Source organism: Brevibacterium sp. S22, assembly GCF_004745485.1.
In the GTDB taxonomy this organism is placed as follows: domain Bacteria; phylum Actinomycetota; class Actinomycetes; order Actinomycetales; family Brevibacteriaceae; genus Brevibacterium.
Genome location: NZ_RHFG01000011.1, coordinates 1 through 16,219 on the forward strand (window position 1 = coordinate 1; position 16,219 = coordinate 16,219).

The 16,219-nt window shown below is 62.6% G+C and carries 13 protein-coding genes; 8 read left to right on the forward strand and 5 right to left on the reverse strand.

Translation table 11 applies throughout. The annotated features are described in order from the left end of the window. The first annotated feature begins 653 nt into the window (after nucleotides 1–653). From EB835_RS10675 to EB835_RS10710, 8 genes are all read left to right on the forward strand, one after another. The gene (locus EB835_RS10675; RefSeq protein WP_135809456.1) at nucleotides 654–2,642 is read left to right on the forward strand and encodes an oxidoreductase; all 1,989 of its coding nucleotides are present in this window, start codon (nucleotides 654–656) and stop codon (nucleotides 2,640–2,642) included. After that, a complete protein-coding gene (locus EB835_RS10680; protein WP_135809457.1) occupies nucleotides 2,642–3,280 on the forward strand; it encodes a TetR/AcrR family transcriptional regulator in 639 nt (212 codons plus the stop codon). The genes EB835_RS10675 and EB835_RS10680 overlap by 1 nt, the downstream gene beginning before the upstream one ends. A gap of 261 nt (nucleotides 3,281–3,541) precedes the next feature. Then, nucleotides 3,542–5,326: a sodium:solute symporter family protein gene (locus EB835_RS10685; protein WP_168216705.1), complete on the forward strand. Its 1,785-nt coding sequence runs from the start codon at nucleotides 3,542–3,544 to the stop codon at nucleotides 5,324–5,326. A 165-nt stretch (nucleotides 5,327–5,491) separates the two neighbouring features. Then, entirely contained in the window at nucleotides 5,492–6,748 is a 1,257-nt protein-coding gene (locus EB835_RS20845) for a YceI family protein (protein WP_135809459.1), read from the forward strand. Nucleotides 6,749–7,011: 263 nt separating this feature from the next. Then, nucleotides 7,012–7,947 carry an ABC transporter ATP-binding protein gene (locus EB835_RS10695; protein WP_205749920.1) on the forward strand — a complete coding sequence of 312 codons (936 nt, stop codon included), beginning with the start codon at nucleotides 7,012–7,014 and terminating at the stop codon, nucleotides 7,945–7,947. Further along, on the forward strand, nucleotides 7,944–8,834 hold the full coding sequence (locus EB835_RS10700) for an ABC transporter permease (protein WP_135809460.1): 891 nt from the start codon (nucleotides 7,944–7,946) through the stop codon (nucleotides 8,832–8,834). The genes EB835_RS10695 and EB835_RS10700 overlap by 4 nt, the downstream gene beginning before the upstream one ends. A gap of 6 nt (nucleotides 8,835–8,840) precedes the next feature. Beyond that, nucleotides 8,841–9,062 (forward strand): helix-turn-helix transcriptional regulator, encoded by a 222-nt coding sequence (locus tag EB835_RS10705; RefSeq protein ID WP_135809461.1) that lies wholly within the window; start codon nucleotides 8,841–8,843, stop codon nucleotides 9,060–9,062. A gap of 107 nt (nucleotides 9,063–9,169) precedes the next feature. Next, nucleotides 9,170–10,876 carry a DUF885 domain-containing protein gene (locus tag EB835_RS10710; RefSeq protein WP_135809462.1) on the forward strand — a complete coding sequence of 569 codons (1,707 nt, stop codon included), beginning with the start codon at nucleotides 9,170–9,172 and terminating at the stop codon, nucleotides 10,874–10,876. Nucleotides 10,877–10,947: 71 nt separating this feature from the next. Here EB835_RS10710 and EB835_RS10715 read toward each other — a convergent pair whose 3' ends face one another. From EB835_RS10715 to EB835_RS10735, 5 genes are all read right to left on the reverse strand, one after another. Next, nucleotides 10,948–12,753: an ABC transporter family substrate-binding protein gene (locus EB835_RS10715; protein ID WP_135809463.1), complete on the reverse strand. Its 1,806-nt coding sequence runs from the start codon at nucleotides 12,751–12,753 to the stop codon at nucleotides 10,948–10,950. Between the two features lie 72 nt (nucleotides 12,754–12,825). Then, on the reverse strand, nucleotides 12,826–13,491 hold the full coding sequence (locus EB835_RS10720; RefSeq protein ID WP_135809464.1) for an ABC transporter permease: 666 nt from the start codon (nucleotides 13,489–13,491) through the stop codon (nucleotides 12,826–12,828). Next, entirely contained in the window at nucleotides 13,491–14,210 is a 720-nt protein-coding gene (locus tag EB835_RS10725; protein WP_135809465.1) for an ABC transporter permease, read from the reverse strand. Before EB835_RS10725 ends, EB835_RS10720 begins: the two co-directional genes overlap by 1 nt. Next, a complete protein-coding gene (locus tag EB835_RS10730) occupies nucleotides 14,207–15,244 on the reverse strand; it encodes an ABC transporter ATP-binding protein (protein WP_135809466.1) in 1,038 nt (345 codons plus the stop codon). Before EB835_RS10730 ends, EB835_RS10725 begins: the two co-directional genes overlap by 4 nt. Before the next feature lies 1 nt (nucleotide 15,245). Then, a complete protein-coding gene (locus tag EB835_RS10735) occupies nucleotides 15,246–16,214 on the reverse strand; it encodes an ABC transporter substrate-binding protein (protein WP_135809467.1) in 969 nt (322 codons plus the stop codon). Nucleotides 16,215–16,219: the final 5 nt, after the last annotated feature.

The following is a 16,219-nucleotide window of genomic DNA, read 5'->3' on the forward strand; positions in this document are numbered from 1 at the left end:
ACATATCACCGACGTCGTCGACAAGCCCGGTTGGGTCGATTGACACCAGTGGAGTACGAAGCAATCATAGAGCCAGCTGCTCTCGCAGCATGACACTCACGCTGTCACCCTTCTTTGCATCAGTCCCTCGGTCGGTACCACGAGCTTTCCGACCGGTACCGGATGGTCAGGCTAATCGTTTTTAAACTTCGTGTCAGCTATTGTCGAGCCCTGGGTTTGGTGGAGAGGTACGCTGAGAAGTTCATCCAAACGGTTTACTCAACGGCTCACGCCGTCACGGGAATTGACGCGATGCCGCGCACTGCTTACATGGTTCGGCGGGAAGAGCAGGAGCGCGGAGCCGTGGTCCATTCGGTGATGTTCGATCGTTGGGGGCGCCCCTAAGAGATACACGCGCTACTAACGACTTCGCCCGAGCGGATGCTCATCGGGAAGAAATTTGATTCATATTTCCGACATCAGGACTACCCAAACTTGAGATAATCAGGCGAGCATACAGACCTGCACTCTCCATTGCGAAGGGCCAGACAACCCCGCCTCAACCAGCCCGCACCCACCCCAGAACACCCATTGCAATCGCGCTCACCCAATATTATTATCGTCGTAATATTAATCTGCCGAGTGATGAGCCGGCTCAATGAGGAGTGGTGTTGATGTCTTCGCTGTTTCCAAACCTATTCAGCCCGATCGACCTGGGCCCGCTGCGGCTGCGCAACCGCATCGTCTCCTCCGGTCACGACACGATGCTCGCCGATGACGGCTTCATCGGATCCGAACTCGTCGCCTATCACGAACGCCGGGCCGCCGGTGGGGCAGGACTGATCGTTCTGCAGGTCTCCGGGGTACATGAAACCGCCCGCTACACCAGTCACGTGCTCATGGCGACAGACCCGGAGTCCGCGAAAGGGTACAAGGCAGTAGCGGACGCGGTACACGGCCACGGGTGCGGAATCGTCGCCCAGCTGTTCCACCCCGGCCGTGAGGTCATGGATGGGGAACAGGGGATGGCGCCCCAGGCGGTGGCGCCCGGCGACCGACCCCAGGAACGCTTCCACGTGGTCCCCCAGACGCTGTCGACACAGGTCATCGAAGAGATCGTCGACGGCTACGGGCATTCCGCTGAACTCATCTGCGAAGCCGGCATCGACGGGGTCGAGGTCGTCGCCAGTCACGGCTACCTGCCGATCCAATTCATCAACCCGTCGGTGAATACGAGAACCGATAAGTACGGAGGTTCCCCGGAGAACCGAATGCGGTTCCTCCTCGAGTCGATCACCAGCGCCCGCCGAGGCGCGGGAGACGGCAAGGTCGTCGGTCTCCGTATCTCGGGTGACGAACTCACCAGCAACGGCATGAACGACACCGAAGTCCTCGAGGTCATCAAGGCCGTCGAAGACCAGGGCATGGTGGACTACATCTCGGTCACCGGCGGGGACTCGTCGACGCTGCAGGGAGCCCAGCACATCGTCCCCTCGATGCAGTACGAACCTGCCTACCTCGGACGACTGTCCGGGCAGGTGAAGAAGTTCACGGACCGCCCTGTGATGGTGGCGGGCCGGATCAATCAGCCGCATGAGGCGGAGAAGGCGATCGCCGAGGGTCAGACAGACCTGTGCATCATGACCCGAGCCATGATCTGCGACCCGGAGATCGCGAGCAAGGCCCAACGCGATGCGGTGGACGAGATCCGTGCCTGCATCGGCTGCAACCAAGCCTGCATCGGCCATTTCCAGCAGGGAGTGGGCATCAGTTGCATCCAGTACCCGGAATCCGGCAGAGAACTGACCTTCCTCCCCCGCCCGACCGTCAGAGAAGCGTCACGCCTGCTCGTCGTCGGCGGTGGACCGGCAGGGTTGAAAGCCGCGGCAGTGGCGGCGGAAGCTGGCGCAGCCGTCACGCTCCTCGAGCGCGAGAAGTCCCTCGGCGGCCAGGTTCTCCTTGCGGAGAAGCTGCCGCATCGGTCGGAGTTCGGCGGCGCCGCGACGAACCTGACCGCAGAGGCGGTGCGGGCCGGCGTCGACATCCGCACCGGAACGGAATTCTCGTCAACGCATCTTGACGAGCTGCGCCCCGACCACGTGGTTTTCGCGACGGGCTCGACAGACCGCGACCCGGACTATGAGATCGTCGACTCTCCCCTGGTCCTGACCGCAAGGCAGTATCTGGTCGACGTACCGGAACTGCCTCAGGGCGGAGTCCTCATCGCCGATTGGAGAGGTGACTGGGCAGGGCTGGGTGTGGCGATCATGCTTGCTCGCAAACGTCCGGTCACACTGGCCACCTCGGCGAACTTCCCCGGAGCCGGCATCCAGCAGTACACGCGGACTGCGCTCATGCCCGAACTCATTCGGTCGAAAGTCAGCTTCATCAATGATGTCCGCCTCGCGGGAGTCGATGAGGACACGGTCTACCTGCAGTCGACGCTGTGTGATGAAGTCATTCAGGTTGAAGACATCGCCACGACGATCGTCAACCACGCGCCGCGTGCGGTGGCCCCGCAGGTCGACCTGGGTGGGACTCCCTCTGTGCGCATCGGCGACTGCAAAGCCCCACGCACTGTCGAAGAGGCCGTCTATGAGGGCCTGACCGCTGCGAATGACTTCATCCTCGGCACTGGCCACCGTGCCCGGGTGAGCGCCTGATGGGGGCACGAACAGGGCGTCCCTCCCTGTCGCAAGAGGAGATCGCCGATCGTAAGGGCATGGTGATCACTGCGACTCTGGAGCTGATCAGCGAACGCGGCACCTCGGGGATCCGCCTCAAGGACGTCGCGCGAGCCGCAGGCATCTCGGTCGGGACCATTCAGTACTATTTCGACTCCCGCGAAGACCTCATCCTCAGCGCCTATCAGCAGCATTCGCAGAACGTCATTGCTTTGGTCAGAGCCTCGTCCCATGAAGGCACAGACCCGTGGACCAGCCTTGCTCAGACCTTCCACGACTTCTTCCACGTCGCCGATTTCTCTACCCGGACGCGACTGTGGATCGAATTCGTGGCAGCGGCAACCAGAGACGAAGAGCTGCGGCACCTGCTCGATGAAGTCTTCCTCGCCTGGAAACAGGTCATCCGACGCATCGTCGAAGCCGGGATCGCCGATGGCAGCTTCGTCCCCCAACTGGATGCCGAGATCGCCATCGATGCCCTGTTGGCACAGCTCGACGGTTTCGAAATCGCCCACGCCACTGGAGCGACCGGCACGAACGTCGAACGCATCGAATCGGTGCTCCAGCACACGGCACGCGTCCTCCTGGGCGCGCCGAAGGAATCACCTGACCACTGACCATTGGTCACTGCCCACACGCACCACCAACTACGCACCACCTCAACCATCGATTGATTGATCCAAGGGAGGAACATCTGATGTGGGGATCCATTGCAGTTTCCGTCGTGTACGCCGTCGTACCGACCTGCTGCGTCCTGATCGGGTTCGGTCTCATCCGTCGAGACTACAAACCCTCTGAACACGCTCCGACGAACAGCCAACCGAGTGACCAGCCGAATGATCTGCTGTCTCGGCCAAGCGAGAAGGGTGGAATCTGACATGTTTGCAGCTGCCATCTTCGGAAGCTTTCTGCTCTACCTCGTCATCGGGGCCGTCGTCGGTCGAAGAGTGAAGGACAAGTCTGACTACTACGTAGCGGGCCGAGCAGCCCCGACCTTCCTCGTCGCCGGCACACTCGTCGCGTCATTCCTGTCCACCGTCTCGTTCATGGGCGAGCTCGGCTTCTCCTACGACGGGTATCCCGTGGTCATGCTGCTGCTGACAGCATTCAACATCTCCGGATATGTCTTGGGAGTCATGCTGTTCGGCCGCTACCTGCGGCGGTCCTCTGCTCTGACCGTGCCGGAGTATTTCGGAAAGCGGTTCAACTCACCGGGCCTCCAGGCATTGGCCGGTGTCATGGTCGTCGTCGGCATCGGACTGTACCTCGTCGCTGTTACTCAAGGCCTGGTTCTTGTCATCGGGCAGCTCATCGACATTCCGCAATGGGTGCTCCTGGTGATCGTGTGGGCCTCGTACACGATCTTCACGTTCTTGTCGGGATCCCAAGGTGTCCTCGTCAACGACACGATCATGTTCGTCGTCTTCACAGTTGCGGCGATCTTGGGCATGGGATGGATCATCGGCGCTTCCGGAGGACCGGTGACCGCGATGCAGAAGATGGCAGCGCTGACAAGCAAACCCGATGGCATCTCATGGCACGGGCTGACCGGAGCGGACAACTATATCGGCACTCCAGCGCAGGCGATCATCTACGCGGTGACCTTCGGCATCGTGTGGTGCACCGTGGTCGCAGTGAGCCCGTGGCAGTCGAGTCGTTTCCTCATGGCGAAGAATGAACATGTGGCCATCCGGTCTGCGCTCTTCGCGACCGCCGCGCTGGCAGTGACCTATCTGTTCCTCACCTTCGGTGGGTTCTCCATCAACCTGTTCAACGACGGAATCACTCCCAGCGAGATCGCTTTCATCTGGGCCGGGCAGAATGTCCTGCCGTCATTGTTGGGCGTCATCGCCATCACCGGAATCGTGGCAGCAGGACTGTCATCAGCGGCGTCCTTCCTGTCTCTCATCGGATTCTCTGCGGCCAATGACGTCATGCCCTATCTGACGGGCAAGCGCGTCAGGGAGCCCGAACTCGCAACGGCCGCGGCCACCTCGACGACCGCAGCCGCTCCAGCGGCCCAGCAGTTCGCCTCAACGGGACCAAGCCCCACCTCAGCCGGTACGTCCACTCCGGGAACAGACGTCACGACCGCGACGGGTGGGCCATCCAACGATTCAACCGACGCGTCGGGAGACGATGACATCCGTGGCCTCCAGGTGGCTCGGTGGACGATGGTCGTGGCCGGCCTCGTCGTGCTCGTGATCACGTGGGTGGCGCCACCGGCGGTCCTGACGATCGGCTATTTCGCAGCGACTCTGTTCGCCGCGTCCTGGGGTCCGATCGCCTTCTGGAGCGTGCGGTCGACGAAGCTGTCTGCGCGTGGTGCCGCCGTGGGTATGATCGCCGGGTTCGTCGTCGTTGCGATCTTCGAGTCGCTTTCAGAGTTTGCTGGGATCGAGCTTCCGGACCTGCTCAACCCTACGATTCTCGGATTCGTGGCGTCCATCGGCGGCACCTTGCTGGGCAATATCGGCACGCGGCCGTCGAGTCTGGGCAATGCGTTCCGGGAGAGACTCATGGTGGTTCCGGAGGAAGACCGAGATCCCGTCAAGTATCGACGGACCCGCACGTGGGTCATCGGAACGGTTGTCATCCTGATCCTCTGCGGACTCGCCATGCTGTTGCTCTATGCAGTCCCATACGCAATGGCAGTCGGCTGACCAGAGGTGATTTCGACCGCTGACCTGCGTCGAGGTGGCACACACCCGACCTTGCGTGTAAGACTACGAAGGCATTTGTTATTTCACCGACCGCTCGAACTCCGAGCGCTCACACGATGACGACGTTCTCCCAATGGAGCGCGACGGAACCGAAGGAGCGACCCCATGACAGAGACGCCAGGGCTCACGGGCCATTGGGACATCGACCCCTCCCACTCTCGACTGGGATTCTCCACACGCCACGCGATGGTCTCGCGTGTGCGCGGAGCGTTCAATGAGGTGTCCGGCTGGGCCGACATCGCCGAAGACCTGGCCGATTCGACCGCGACGGTCATTATCCAGACCGCCAGCGTCGACACCCGCACCGAGGGCCGCGACAACCACCTGCGTTCGGCGGACTTCTTCGACGTCGAGACCTACCCGGAGATCCGCTTCGTCTCCTCGGCCATCGACGAGGTCGACGAAGGCTCCTACATCGTCACCGGTGAGCTGACGATCCGTGACTTGACGAAGACCGTGTCGGTTCCGCTCGAGCTCATCGGCGTCGAGACCGATCCCTTCGGCAACCTGCGTGCCGGTCTCGAGGGTTCGCGCCGCATCGACCGCAAGGACTGGGGCGTGACCTGGAATACGAAGCTCGATTCCGGCGGCGTGCTCGTCAGCGACAAGATCACGCTCGAGTTCGAGCTCTCCCTCATCAAGAACCTCGCCGAGGCGGCCCCCGCCGATTCATCCGAGACCGCCGCCCAGGACGAGGCCACCGGTGCGTCCGAGACCGCCGCCCAGGACGAGGCCACCGGTGCGTCCAAGACCGCCGCCCAGGACGAGGCCACCGGTGCGTCCAAGACCGCCGCCCAGGACGAGGCCACCGGTGCGTCCAAGACCGCCGTTGAGGACGAGAACGCGGCCCAGGACGAGACCGCCACCGAGGCGCCGGAGCCCGTCACCGAGGCAACCCCTGCTCCCGAGACAGAGTCCGCGTCCCCGCAGGCAGCACCGCCGGTGACCGATGCCCCCGAGACCTCCGCTGATGCTCCGGCGCCAGAAGCTCCCGAGGCACCGGAAGCCCCGGAGGCCCCGAAGGCGGAATCCGCCGAGCCGGTTCCCGAGGCTCCGGAGACCCCTGAGCCAGCACCGGAACCGACCCAGCCGGCCCCCGAAGCTCCCGCACCGGAACCAGCCCCCGAAGCTCCGGAGTCGGTGACCCCGACCCCGGCGGCTGACGAGACTGTACCTCCTGCGCTGAAGACTCCGGAGACCGCAGCATCGGTGGCCCCGAAGGCTGAGCCCGCCAACAAGGAGTTCCCTCCCCCGCCGCCGGTCAAGCCCGCTGACGACCCGGATGAAAAAGCGCCGGAGACCAAACAGTCGGGCACTCAGTCATCCGGCAGCGCCTTCGGCAAACTCTTCGGCCTCCGCTGAGTCCAGTGCACTTCTACTGAGTCCAGTGCACTTCCGCTGAGCTCAACAACCCAATACAGCAGTACTCACCCGCGGGTGGGATCGGCACACCAGCCGATCCCACCCGCGGTTCGTTTCTGACCGCACACCTACTGACGAACAGCGGAATCAGGGTCATTTCGGCAATGAGTAGCGAGCGCGCTGCAGCACACCCATTGCCAACGACCACGATGAAATATAGTATCTCTACTACATTTCATCTATGGACTGCTGAGAGGTAGACGATGGAGACTGCACATCCCGGCAGCACCCCGAACTCGACGCCGATCATTTCGGTCTCAGATCTGCGGATGGTCTACGGGAGCAAGACAGTCCTCGACGGCCTCAATCTCGACATCAATGCTGATGAGATCGTCGCCATGCTCGGCCCCAACGGTGCGGGCAAATCGACGACCATCGAGATCCTCGAAGGCTTCCGATCCGCCTCGAGCGGATCCGTGTCCGTCCTCGGCGCCGACCCCATCACCGGTGACTCGGGATGGCGATCACAGATCGGCATCGTCCTGCAGGCCTCGAGCGATCACGGCAAATGGCGGCCGCGCCAACTGCTGTCTCATCTCTCGGATTTCTATCGGCCGTATGTCGACCCATGGCCCGTCGACGAGCTGCTGGGACTGGTCGGTCTGGACGAGCAGGCCGACCAGAAGCTGAAGACACTCTCCGGGGGTCAGCGGCGACGACTCGATGTGGCTATGGCCATCATCGGACGACCCTCTCTTCTCTTCCTCGACGAACCGACCACAGGGTTCGACCCCCGTGCCCGGCGCGACTTCCATGACCTCATCCACCGCCTCAGCGATCTCGAGGGAGTGACGATCATGCTCACGACACATGACCTCGCCGAGGCGGAGGCCCTGTCCTCCCGCATCGTCATCCTCGCCGGTGGTCGGATCATCGCCGATGGATCCGCCCTGGAACTCACACACGCGATCGGTCGCACCGCCGAGATCACGTGGATCCAAGAGGGCCAGCGCCACATGCATGTGACGGAGGATTCGACGAGCTTCGTGCGTGAGCTGCTGGCCAGCGATCAGGACTCACCGATCACAGACCTGGAGATCCGCCGAGCGACTCTCGAAGATGCCTACCTCTCGATTGTCGAGCAGTTCGAATCGGGCAGCGACCTGGATACGCAGACTTTCGAAGGGGCACAGCTATGACATCGAATGACATTCAACGCAGAATCCCACACACGAATCCCGTGCTCAACCTCATCCGTACGGGACTGCGGCGCGGCCTGATCTCGGCCCGGATCCAATTGACGACCCCCAGCGAGATCTTCGGAACCGTGGTGATGCTGGCGATCTTCATCGGGACCCTGTTCTTCATGCGGGGGTCCACCTTCGCCGGTGCCACCGTCGACCTCGGATCGACCGGTTTCCCCGGAATCATCGCCATGGGCACCATCTTCGGCGGGGTGATGGGCATCGTCAGCGTGCTGTCCATGGACAAGACCAACGGCACCCTGCTGCGGTCGAAGTCGGTCCCGGGCGGCACTGCCGGCTATCTCATCGGTGAGATCACGGCGAACGTCATCAACACCCTCGTCACCTCCGTGACGCTGCTCATCGTCGGGCTGTTCCTCTTCGATGGGCTCGACTTCGCGTCGCCGGCGCGTTGGCTGCTCTTCATCACAGTCCTCGTCCTCGGCTTGGTCTCGACTCTGTCGATCGGCGCCGTGTTGGGTGCCCTGATGAGCAACCCGAAGTTCATGGGACTGGTCATGATGCCGGTGCTCGGCCTCATCGCGATCTCCGGCATCTTCTACCCGATCGTGGCGCTGCCGCTGTGGCTGCAGGGCCTCGCGCAGGCATTCCCGCTGTATTGGCTGGGCCTGGGGCTGCGGTCCTCTCTGCTGCCCGACAGCATGGCAGCGATCGAGATCGCCGGTTCCTGGCGGCTCGAATGGGTGTTCATCGTGTTGGGGCTATGGGCCGTCCTCGGTCTCATCTTGGCGCCGAAGCTGCTGTCGCGAATGGCCAGACGCGAGTCGGGATCGGCTGTGGCGGCTCGCCGCAAGGGCGTGGCCGAGCAGTGGGGAGTCTGAGCGGAAGTGTCAGAGACCGTTCACAACCGCATCGCGATGCTCCGGGCCGAACGCAAGGTCTCGCGTCGCGAGCTCGCCGAGGCGCTCGGAGTCCACTATCAGACGATCGGGTACTTGGAGCGGGGCGAGTACAGCCCCAGCCTCTACCTGGCTCTGCGCATCGCCGAATATTTCGAGGTCCCCACCGAGGTGGTCTTCTCCACCCGGGAGTTCCCGCGCATCGGGTAAGGAGCTCACTGCTGTCGTTCTGGGCGACAGCGAGGACGACCGGAACACTTCGTTCCGGTCTGTGGTCGATGAGTCACTGAGCTCATTGCCTCGGATACAGTTCCGTCATGGCTTCCCACACAGAACCGACGTCCCGGAGAAACCCGTCACCGATCGACGCCATCGCCGATGCCTACTTCGACGAGCTGTGCGTTCTCTCCCCGTCGATCTCGTTGTTCCTCGGAACCGAGAACCCTCACGGCTTCGACGACTACTCCCCCGAGGGGCTGAAAGCTGCAAACGAACTGCGTGCTCGCACCCTGGCCCTGTTAGATGACGCAGAAGCCGACGGGCTCACGATGGAAAGCCTCGACGAGACCGATCTCGTCACTATCGACGCAATGCGCGAACGACTGGATACCGCCACGGATCTCTTTGAAGCGGGTTTGCAGCACACCGTTCTCAACGTCATCGAATCGCCGGTTCAGCAGATGCGCGACATATTCGATCTTCTCCCCACTGACACTGAAGATGAATGGGAGACGGTTTCACGTACTATGGCCGCATTGCCGCGGTCGATCGACGGTTACCGGGAGTCACTCCGCTATGCTCGCGACGAACTCGGCCGAGTGCCTGCTCGCCTGCAGATCGAACGAGTCGCCGCCCAGGCCGAAGTGCTCAGTCAGGCGGACAGCCGTTTCACCACGATCGCCGCAGACGCCACCAGCTCCGCCGCCGAAACCCTCGCACGCGAACTGACCGTCCACGCCGAATCCGCGAGAGAGGCATTCGGCGGCTTCGCCCGATTCCTCCGCACCGAACTGACCGAACACGCTCCAGAGAACGAAGCCTGCGGCCGAGAAGACTACGCACTGTTCTCACGCGAGTTCCTCGGCGCTGAGGTCGACCTGGAAGAAACCTACGAATGGGCCCTCGACGAACTCGACTCCATCGATGCGGAGCAGAGACGAGTCGCGAACATCATTCACCCCGGCGTCGAACTCTTCGACGTCATGCGGATGCTCGACAGCGATCCCCAGCGCGCTCTCCATGGCACGAAGGCTCTGCAGGAGTGGATGCAGACGGTCGCCGACGAAGCGATCACCGAACTCGGCAAGACCCATTTCGACATCCCGGAACCGCTGCGGACCATCGAGTGCATGATCGCGCCCTCGGCCACCGGCGCAGTCTACTATTCTCAGCCCAGCGAAGACTTCAGCCGTCCGGGCCGGATGTGGTGGTCGGTGCCCGACGGAGTCACCGAATTTGCAACGTGGCAGGAGAAGACCACGGTCTACCACGAGGGCGTGCCGGGCCATCACCTGCAGATGGGGCAGGCGTCCTATCTCGCCGACTCGCTGAATCAATGGCGCCGCCACGTCTGCTGGGTCTCCGGCCACGGTGAGGGCTGGGCTCTCTACGCCGAAAGGCTCATGGCCGAACTCGGTTTCCTCGACGAACCCGGCGATTATCTGGGTATGCTCGACTCCCAACGGCTACGCACATCACGGGTGATCGTCGACATCGGCTTCCACCTCGGCCTCAAAGCCCCGGACCACCTCGGCGGGGGAACTTGGGACCGTGCCACAGCATGGGAGTTCCTCACCCGGAACGTCGCCATGGACCGGACCTTCCTCGCGTTCGAACTCGACCGTTACCTCGGGTGGCCCGGACAGGCTCCGAGCTACAAGATCGGTCAGCGTCTGTGGGAGGACATCAGAGACGGATCCCGCGCCGTGGCGGGCGCGGGATTCGATCTCAAGGAATTCCACAGTCGTGCGCTGGGCCTCGGGTCCATCGGTCTCGATCCCCTGCGCAGGGCGCTGCTGCGCTGAGTATGGTCCGCCTCCGGGAGGGTGTGCGCCTCACCTGCGGCAGCGCCCCCGCCAGGCGGCCCGATATGAACTCAGTTGGTCTCCCACTCCCAGAAGTTCCAGAACATCGACGGGTCGAGCGTCGTTGTCGACACGTTCGAGACCTTGTCCCTGTGGATTGTCAGCGACGGGTGTTGGAAGAGCGGCATGCCGAAAGCGTCATCGACGAGGTGCTTCTCGACGTCTTCAGCCAGGGAAGCCTGCTTGTCCGGGTCGATGGTCACCAGCATCTCATCGAGCGTCTTCGTCAAATCCTTGTTGTAGTACCCGCTGTAGTTGTTCAGCGCTCCCTTGCGGTAATACGAGTCTGACTCTGTCACCGCCGTCGTGGTCAGCGCCCAACCGAACAGCGAGGCGTCATAGGTTCCATCGCCGAGGCGAGTCCCCCAGTTGACGTCACCGGCATCTTCGACCTTAAAGCCGGCCTTCTCCGCTGATTCCTTGATCAGCGCGAACAGCTGGGATCGCCTGGCGTTCGTATTGTCGTAGAGGAAGCGCACGCTCGGTGCCTCGGCGCCGGCGTCGTCCAACAGCTTCTTCGCTCCGTCGATATCGACTTCGTCATAGTCCGTAATTCCCGACTCAGCGACAATGTCGTCGTACAGCGGCGAGTCAGGAGCCTGGTTGAACGAATCGCGAACCTCGGCCTCTTTGTTAAGTGGTTTGATGAGGCGATCGACGATCTCCTGGCGCGGCAGTGTTTTGAGGAATGCCTGCCGTACTTTGAGCGCAGCGTCCTCGTCTCCGCCATAGCTGGCTGGGTCGAAGGGGCCGTTGTTGTCGAAGGTGAGGTCGACGTGCTCGAACGTGGCATCCTCGCCGGGCAGAATCGACACACCCTCGAGCTCTTCCGCCGCGGTCAGAACATCGGCCGTCGACTGCGGCTGGGTCAGGTCGACCTCGCCGTTCTCGATCGCCTGCACCATGGCCATCGGGTCGCCGTTGTAGCGGATCGTCACGGAGTCGATCTTGGGTTCGACCGGCCCGGTGTAATCCTGATCGCGAGACAGCGTCAGGTACTGCCCCTCTTCGAAGTCGGTGATCTCATAGGGTCCGTTATGGACGAGAAGATCCTCGTTCTCCGGCATCGAGGTGAAGTCGAAGCCGGTGTTCCAGAAGTTCGAGATCTTCGACAGGGCAGCGTTGTCGCCGGATTCGATCGCGTCGAGGATCGCCTCCTTGCCCTCCTGCGGGTCGGTGGTGCCCAGAGCATTCTTGGCCACGATGTGCGCAGGCACTCCCGAACCGTAGGCTCCGAGTCCGAATTCTGTCTCCCAGTCGGCAAAGGGCTTCGAGTACGTGAACGTCAGGGACTTGCTGTCCTCGCTGATCTCGGGGAAGTCTTCGATCAGCGGAGCGCCCACCGCAGAGGAGTCGAAGAAGACCGTGCCATCGGGATTGTCCTGCAGCGTTCCTTCATCGTCTCGGTTGTCATCGACGGTGTTGAAGTGCTGAGACCGTGCCGCCCAGGTCAGAGCGAGGTCTGCGGCGTCGACCGGAGTGCCGTCCGACCAGTTCGCGCCTTCGCCGAACGTGTATTTGACCTTCAGCGGGTCGTCGGAGACCTTCTCCACTTCACCGAGGGCACCATCGTGCAGTTCGAGCTCATCGTCGTAGTACTTGAAATTGTCATTGCTCATATAGGCGACGATGGTGTTGGCGACGGCGTTGCCGTCCATCGTCATATCGTTCATCGACCGGAAGGCTTCGTTCCATCCGATGTTGAGCACCGATCCGCCACTGCCTGATTTGTCATCAGAGCCTCCCGGAGGAGTGCATCCGGTCATGACGATCGCCGTCGTAGCGGCGAGACTTCCAGCGATGAAATGCTTCTTCACATTGTCCTCAGTTTCATTGTGATCTTCTGTGGGTGGAGCAGATCTGATGCGCCGCAGTGATGGCGGCTGTCCTCATACGGCGTTTGCGACCTGCAGGCGTTTCACTCCGGCTGGGGCGGCCACGCGCAGAAGGAGCGCGAATGCCTGGTCCACGAGGATGGCGAGCACGGCCACCCAGATGGCACCGGCGACGACTCCTTCCATCCCGTAGGCGACCTGGTTGAGGATGACATCGCCCAGGCCTCCGCTGCCGGCGATCGTGGCGATGGTCGCGGAGCTCACGGTCAGCACCGCGGAGGTGCGGATGCCGGCGATGATCATCGGCAACCCCAAGGGCAGTTCGACCTTGAGCAGCACTTGGACGGGAGACATGCCCATGCCGCGTGCGGCCCGAGTAAGGTCACGGTCGATCGAGTCGACGGATTGAAAGGCATAGCTGAGGATGGGCGGGAAGGCGAGCAGGAACAGCGCGATCATGGCATTGAGCATGCCGATGCCCACGAAGCCGATGAGGATCGCGATGAGCGCGAGGCTGGGAAGCGCTCGGCCGATGTTCGTCACGCTCACCGCGAGGAATTCTCCGCGGTGGATATGGCCGAGCCAGACTCCGACCGGCACACCGATGACAATGGCCGCGAGCAGCGGAATGAGACTGATGATGAGGTGGTCACCGGTCTTCGCCAGCAGCAACCCGACGTTCTCGATCATGAAGGGGAAAGCCCCGAAGATGACGTCCATCAGCTCCTCGCTTTCGTCCAGGGGGTGAGCACTCGGCCCAGCAGCACCAGCAGGCCGTCGAGCGCGAATGCCAGCAGTACGGCAAGAGCTCCGGCTCCGACGAACTGCGTATTGAATGGTGAGGACACCGCTTTGATGATCGGCGACCCCAGACCGTCGTCGACGACGAAAGCGGCGATCGTGGCGATGCTCACCGTGAGCACCGTGGCGATGCGCACCCCGGAGATGATCGACGGCAGCGCCAGAGGCAGTTCGACTTTGACCAGAAGCTGGTTGCGGTCGAGCCCCATACCGGTCGCGGCCCTGCGCACGTCATCGGGGACTCCGGAGAGTCCGACCAGGACGGCCTGGAAGATGATGACGAGGGTGAAGCACACCAGTGCGATCTCGACTGTCAGCAGGCTCAGTCCGGTGAACGGCACCAGCAGCTGGAACAGGGCCAACGGCGGCAGTGTGTAGAGGAAGGTCGCGGCCATGCCGATCGGTCCGGCCAGCCACTTCTTCCGGTAGGCCAACAGCCCGGCGAAGAAGGCGATGACGAAGCCGATCGATACGGCGATGGCCACCATGACGATATGGCTGAGCAGCGGCGGCCAGAAGACCGTCGCCCATTGGCTGATGAACCAGTCACCGCAGAATACGCCGTTGTTGATCACACAGTCCGAGACCTGTCCGTAATCAGGAATGACAGGATCGCCAAGAGGGGCGAAATCGCTCATGCTCTCACGCCTTCGCGGTCCTCTCCGGCAGCCGGCGGTGCGATGAGATCTCGCAGGCTCACCTCGCCGAGGCGGCTGTCACCGGCATGGACAATGGCCCCTTCCGCCCGAGCAGCGGAGACGACGGACAACGCTTCGCGCAGGGTCATCGTGGCTTCGACGTCGGGCCAGCCTGCCGTGGTGGTTCGGGCATCCGCCGTCTCAGCCTCAGCCCCGGCTCGGTCGTGGCTGTCGGAGACGACTTCGCCGACCGTCGTCAACGCCAGGCGTTTGAGTCCACGCTCGGCTCCGAGGAACTCGCCGACGAAGTCATCGGCGGGGTTCGACAGCACCTCGGCGGGCGTGCCGAACTGCGCAAGCTTGCCGCCGGGCTTGAGGATGGCGATTCTGTCGGCCATCTTGATCGCCTCATCGATGTCATGGGTGACGAACAGCGTCGTCTTGCCCACCGCGCGGTGGATGGCGAGGAATTCATCCTGGACCGCGACCCTGGTGATCGGGTCGAGGGCGCCGAAGGGTTCGTCCATGAGCATCACCGGCGGGTCGGCGGCGAGCGCCCGGGCGATGCCCACACGCTGCTGCTGTCCGCCGGAGAGCTGAGCCGGGTAGCGTGGGAGCCAGGTGTCGACAGGACTGAGCCCGACCAGTTCGAGAAGTTCGGCCGTACGGGCGCGGATCCTCTTCTTCTCCCAGCCGAGGATGGCGGGGACGGTGGCGATGTTGTCGGCGACCGTGTAGTGCGGAAAGAGACCTGACTGTTGGATCGCGTAGCCGATGGTCCGCCGCAGTTCGATGGCCGACTGGTCGGTGATCGAGCGATCGCCGATGCGGATGTCGCCGCTGGTGAGGTCGACGAGCCGGTTGACCAGCTGCAGGGCTGTGGTCTTTCCTCCGCCGGAGGGGCCGACGAGGCAGACGAGTTCACCGGCCTCGACCTCGAGGTCGAGGGCGTCGAGGGCTGGTGCGGCGGCGCCGAGGTAGGTCTTCGTAGCTTGGTCGAAGGTGATCGAGGTGCCTGTGGAGTGCTGGGTCATTTCACATCAATCCGTTCTCGTCGAGGAACATCTTCGCCACATGCGCCGGGTCGAGCCGGTTGATGGCGGATGCCTCGTTCATCGCCTGGATCGCTTCCAGGGTGAGCAGTGACTGCAGTTCGTCGAGAAGCTCCGACGCATCGTCATCGAGTTCAGCGTATGCATCGTCCCGGATGAGGGGGACGACGTTCTGGAAGCCGAAGAGCTTCTTATCGTCGTCGAGGACGACGAGATCGCTGCGCAGAAGCTGCGGGTCAGTTGTGAAGACGTCTGCGGCGTCGATCTCGCCACGCTCGATGGCTTGGTAGTTCAGCCCGATGCTCAGGGTCTTGAGTTTCATGTTGTCCAGACCGTAGGTGTCGACGATTCCCTCGTACCCCTGTGCGCCGGTGACGTTGTCGGGGTAGGTCGAGTAGGTGAAGTTGCCTATTCCTTGGAGGTCGGACACGGTCTTCAGGTCGTTCTCTTCGGCGAATTCCTTACGCACGGCGACTGCGTTCTTGTTCTCGAACGGCGTCGCTCGCAACATCGTCACCTGGTTGTCCTCTGCCCATCTCTGAGCGAGGTCGTAGGTCTCCTGTGCGGAGTCCATGAGCTTCTCCTCGCCCATGAAGGTCACTAACATGACGCCGGTGTATTCCGGGTAGAGGTCGATCTGGCCCGACAGCAGGGCTGTGTTGATGATGTCGCTGGAGCCGACGTTCGTCTTCAGGTCGACGGTGTAGCCGAGGTTCCGCAGCCCCTGGGCGTAGAGCTCGCCGGTGATCCAGCTTTCGGCGAAGCCTTTGGAGCCTACGGTGATCGACCGCGTGCCCTTCTTCGCAGCGGACTGGTCACCCTCCCGGCTGCTGGTGCACCCGCTCAGCGACGCTCCGGCTGCGCCGAGCGCTCCCAGGCACAGGAGACCTCTGCCGAGTCCGGAGAGCGCCTGTCGTCTGTTGAGATGTCCTTGTTGTCCGACTACGGGCATCCTTC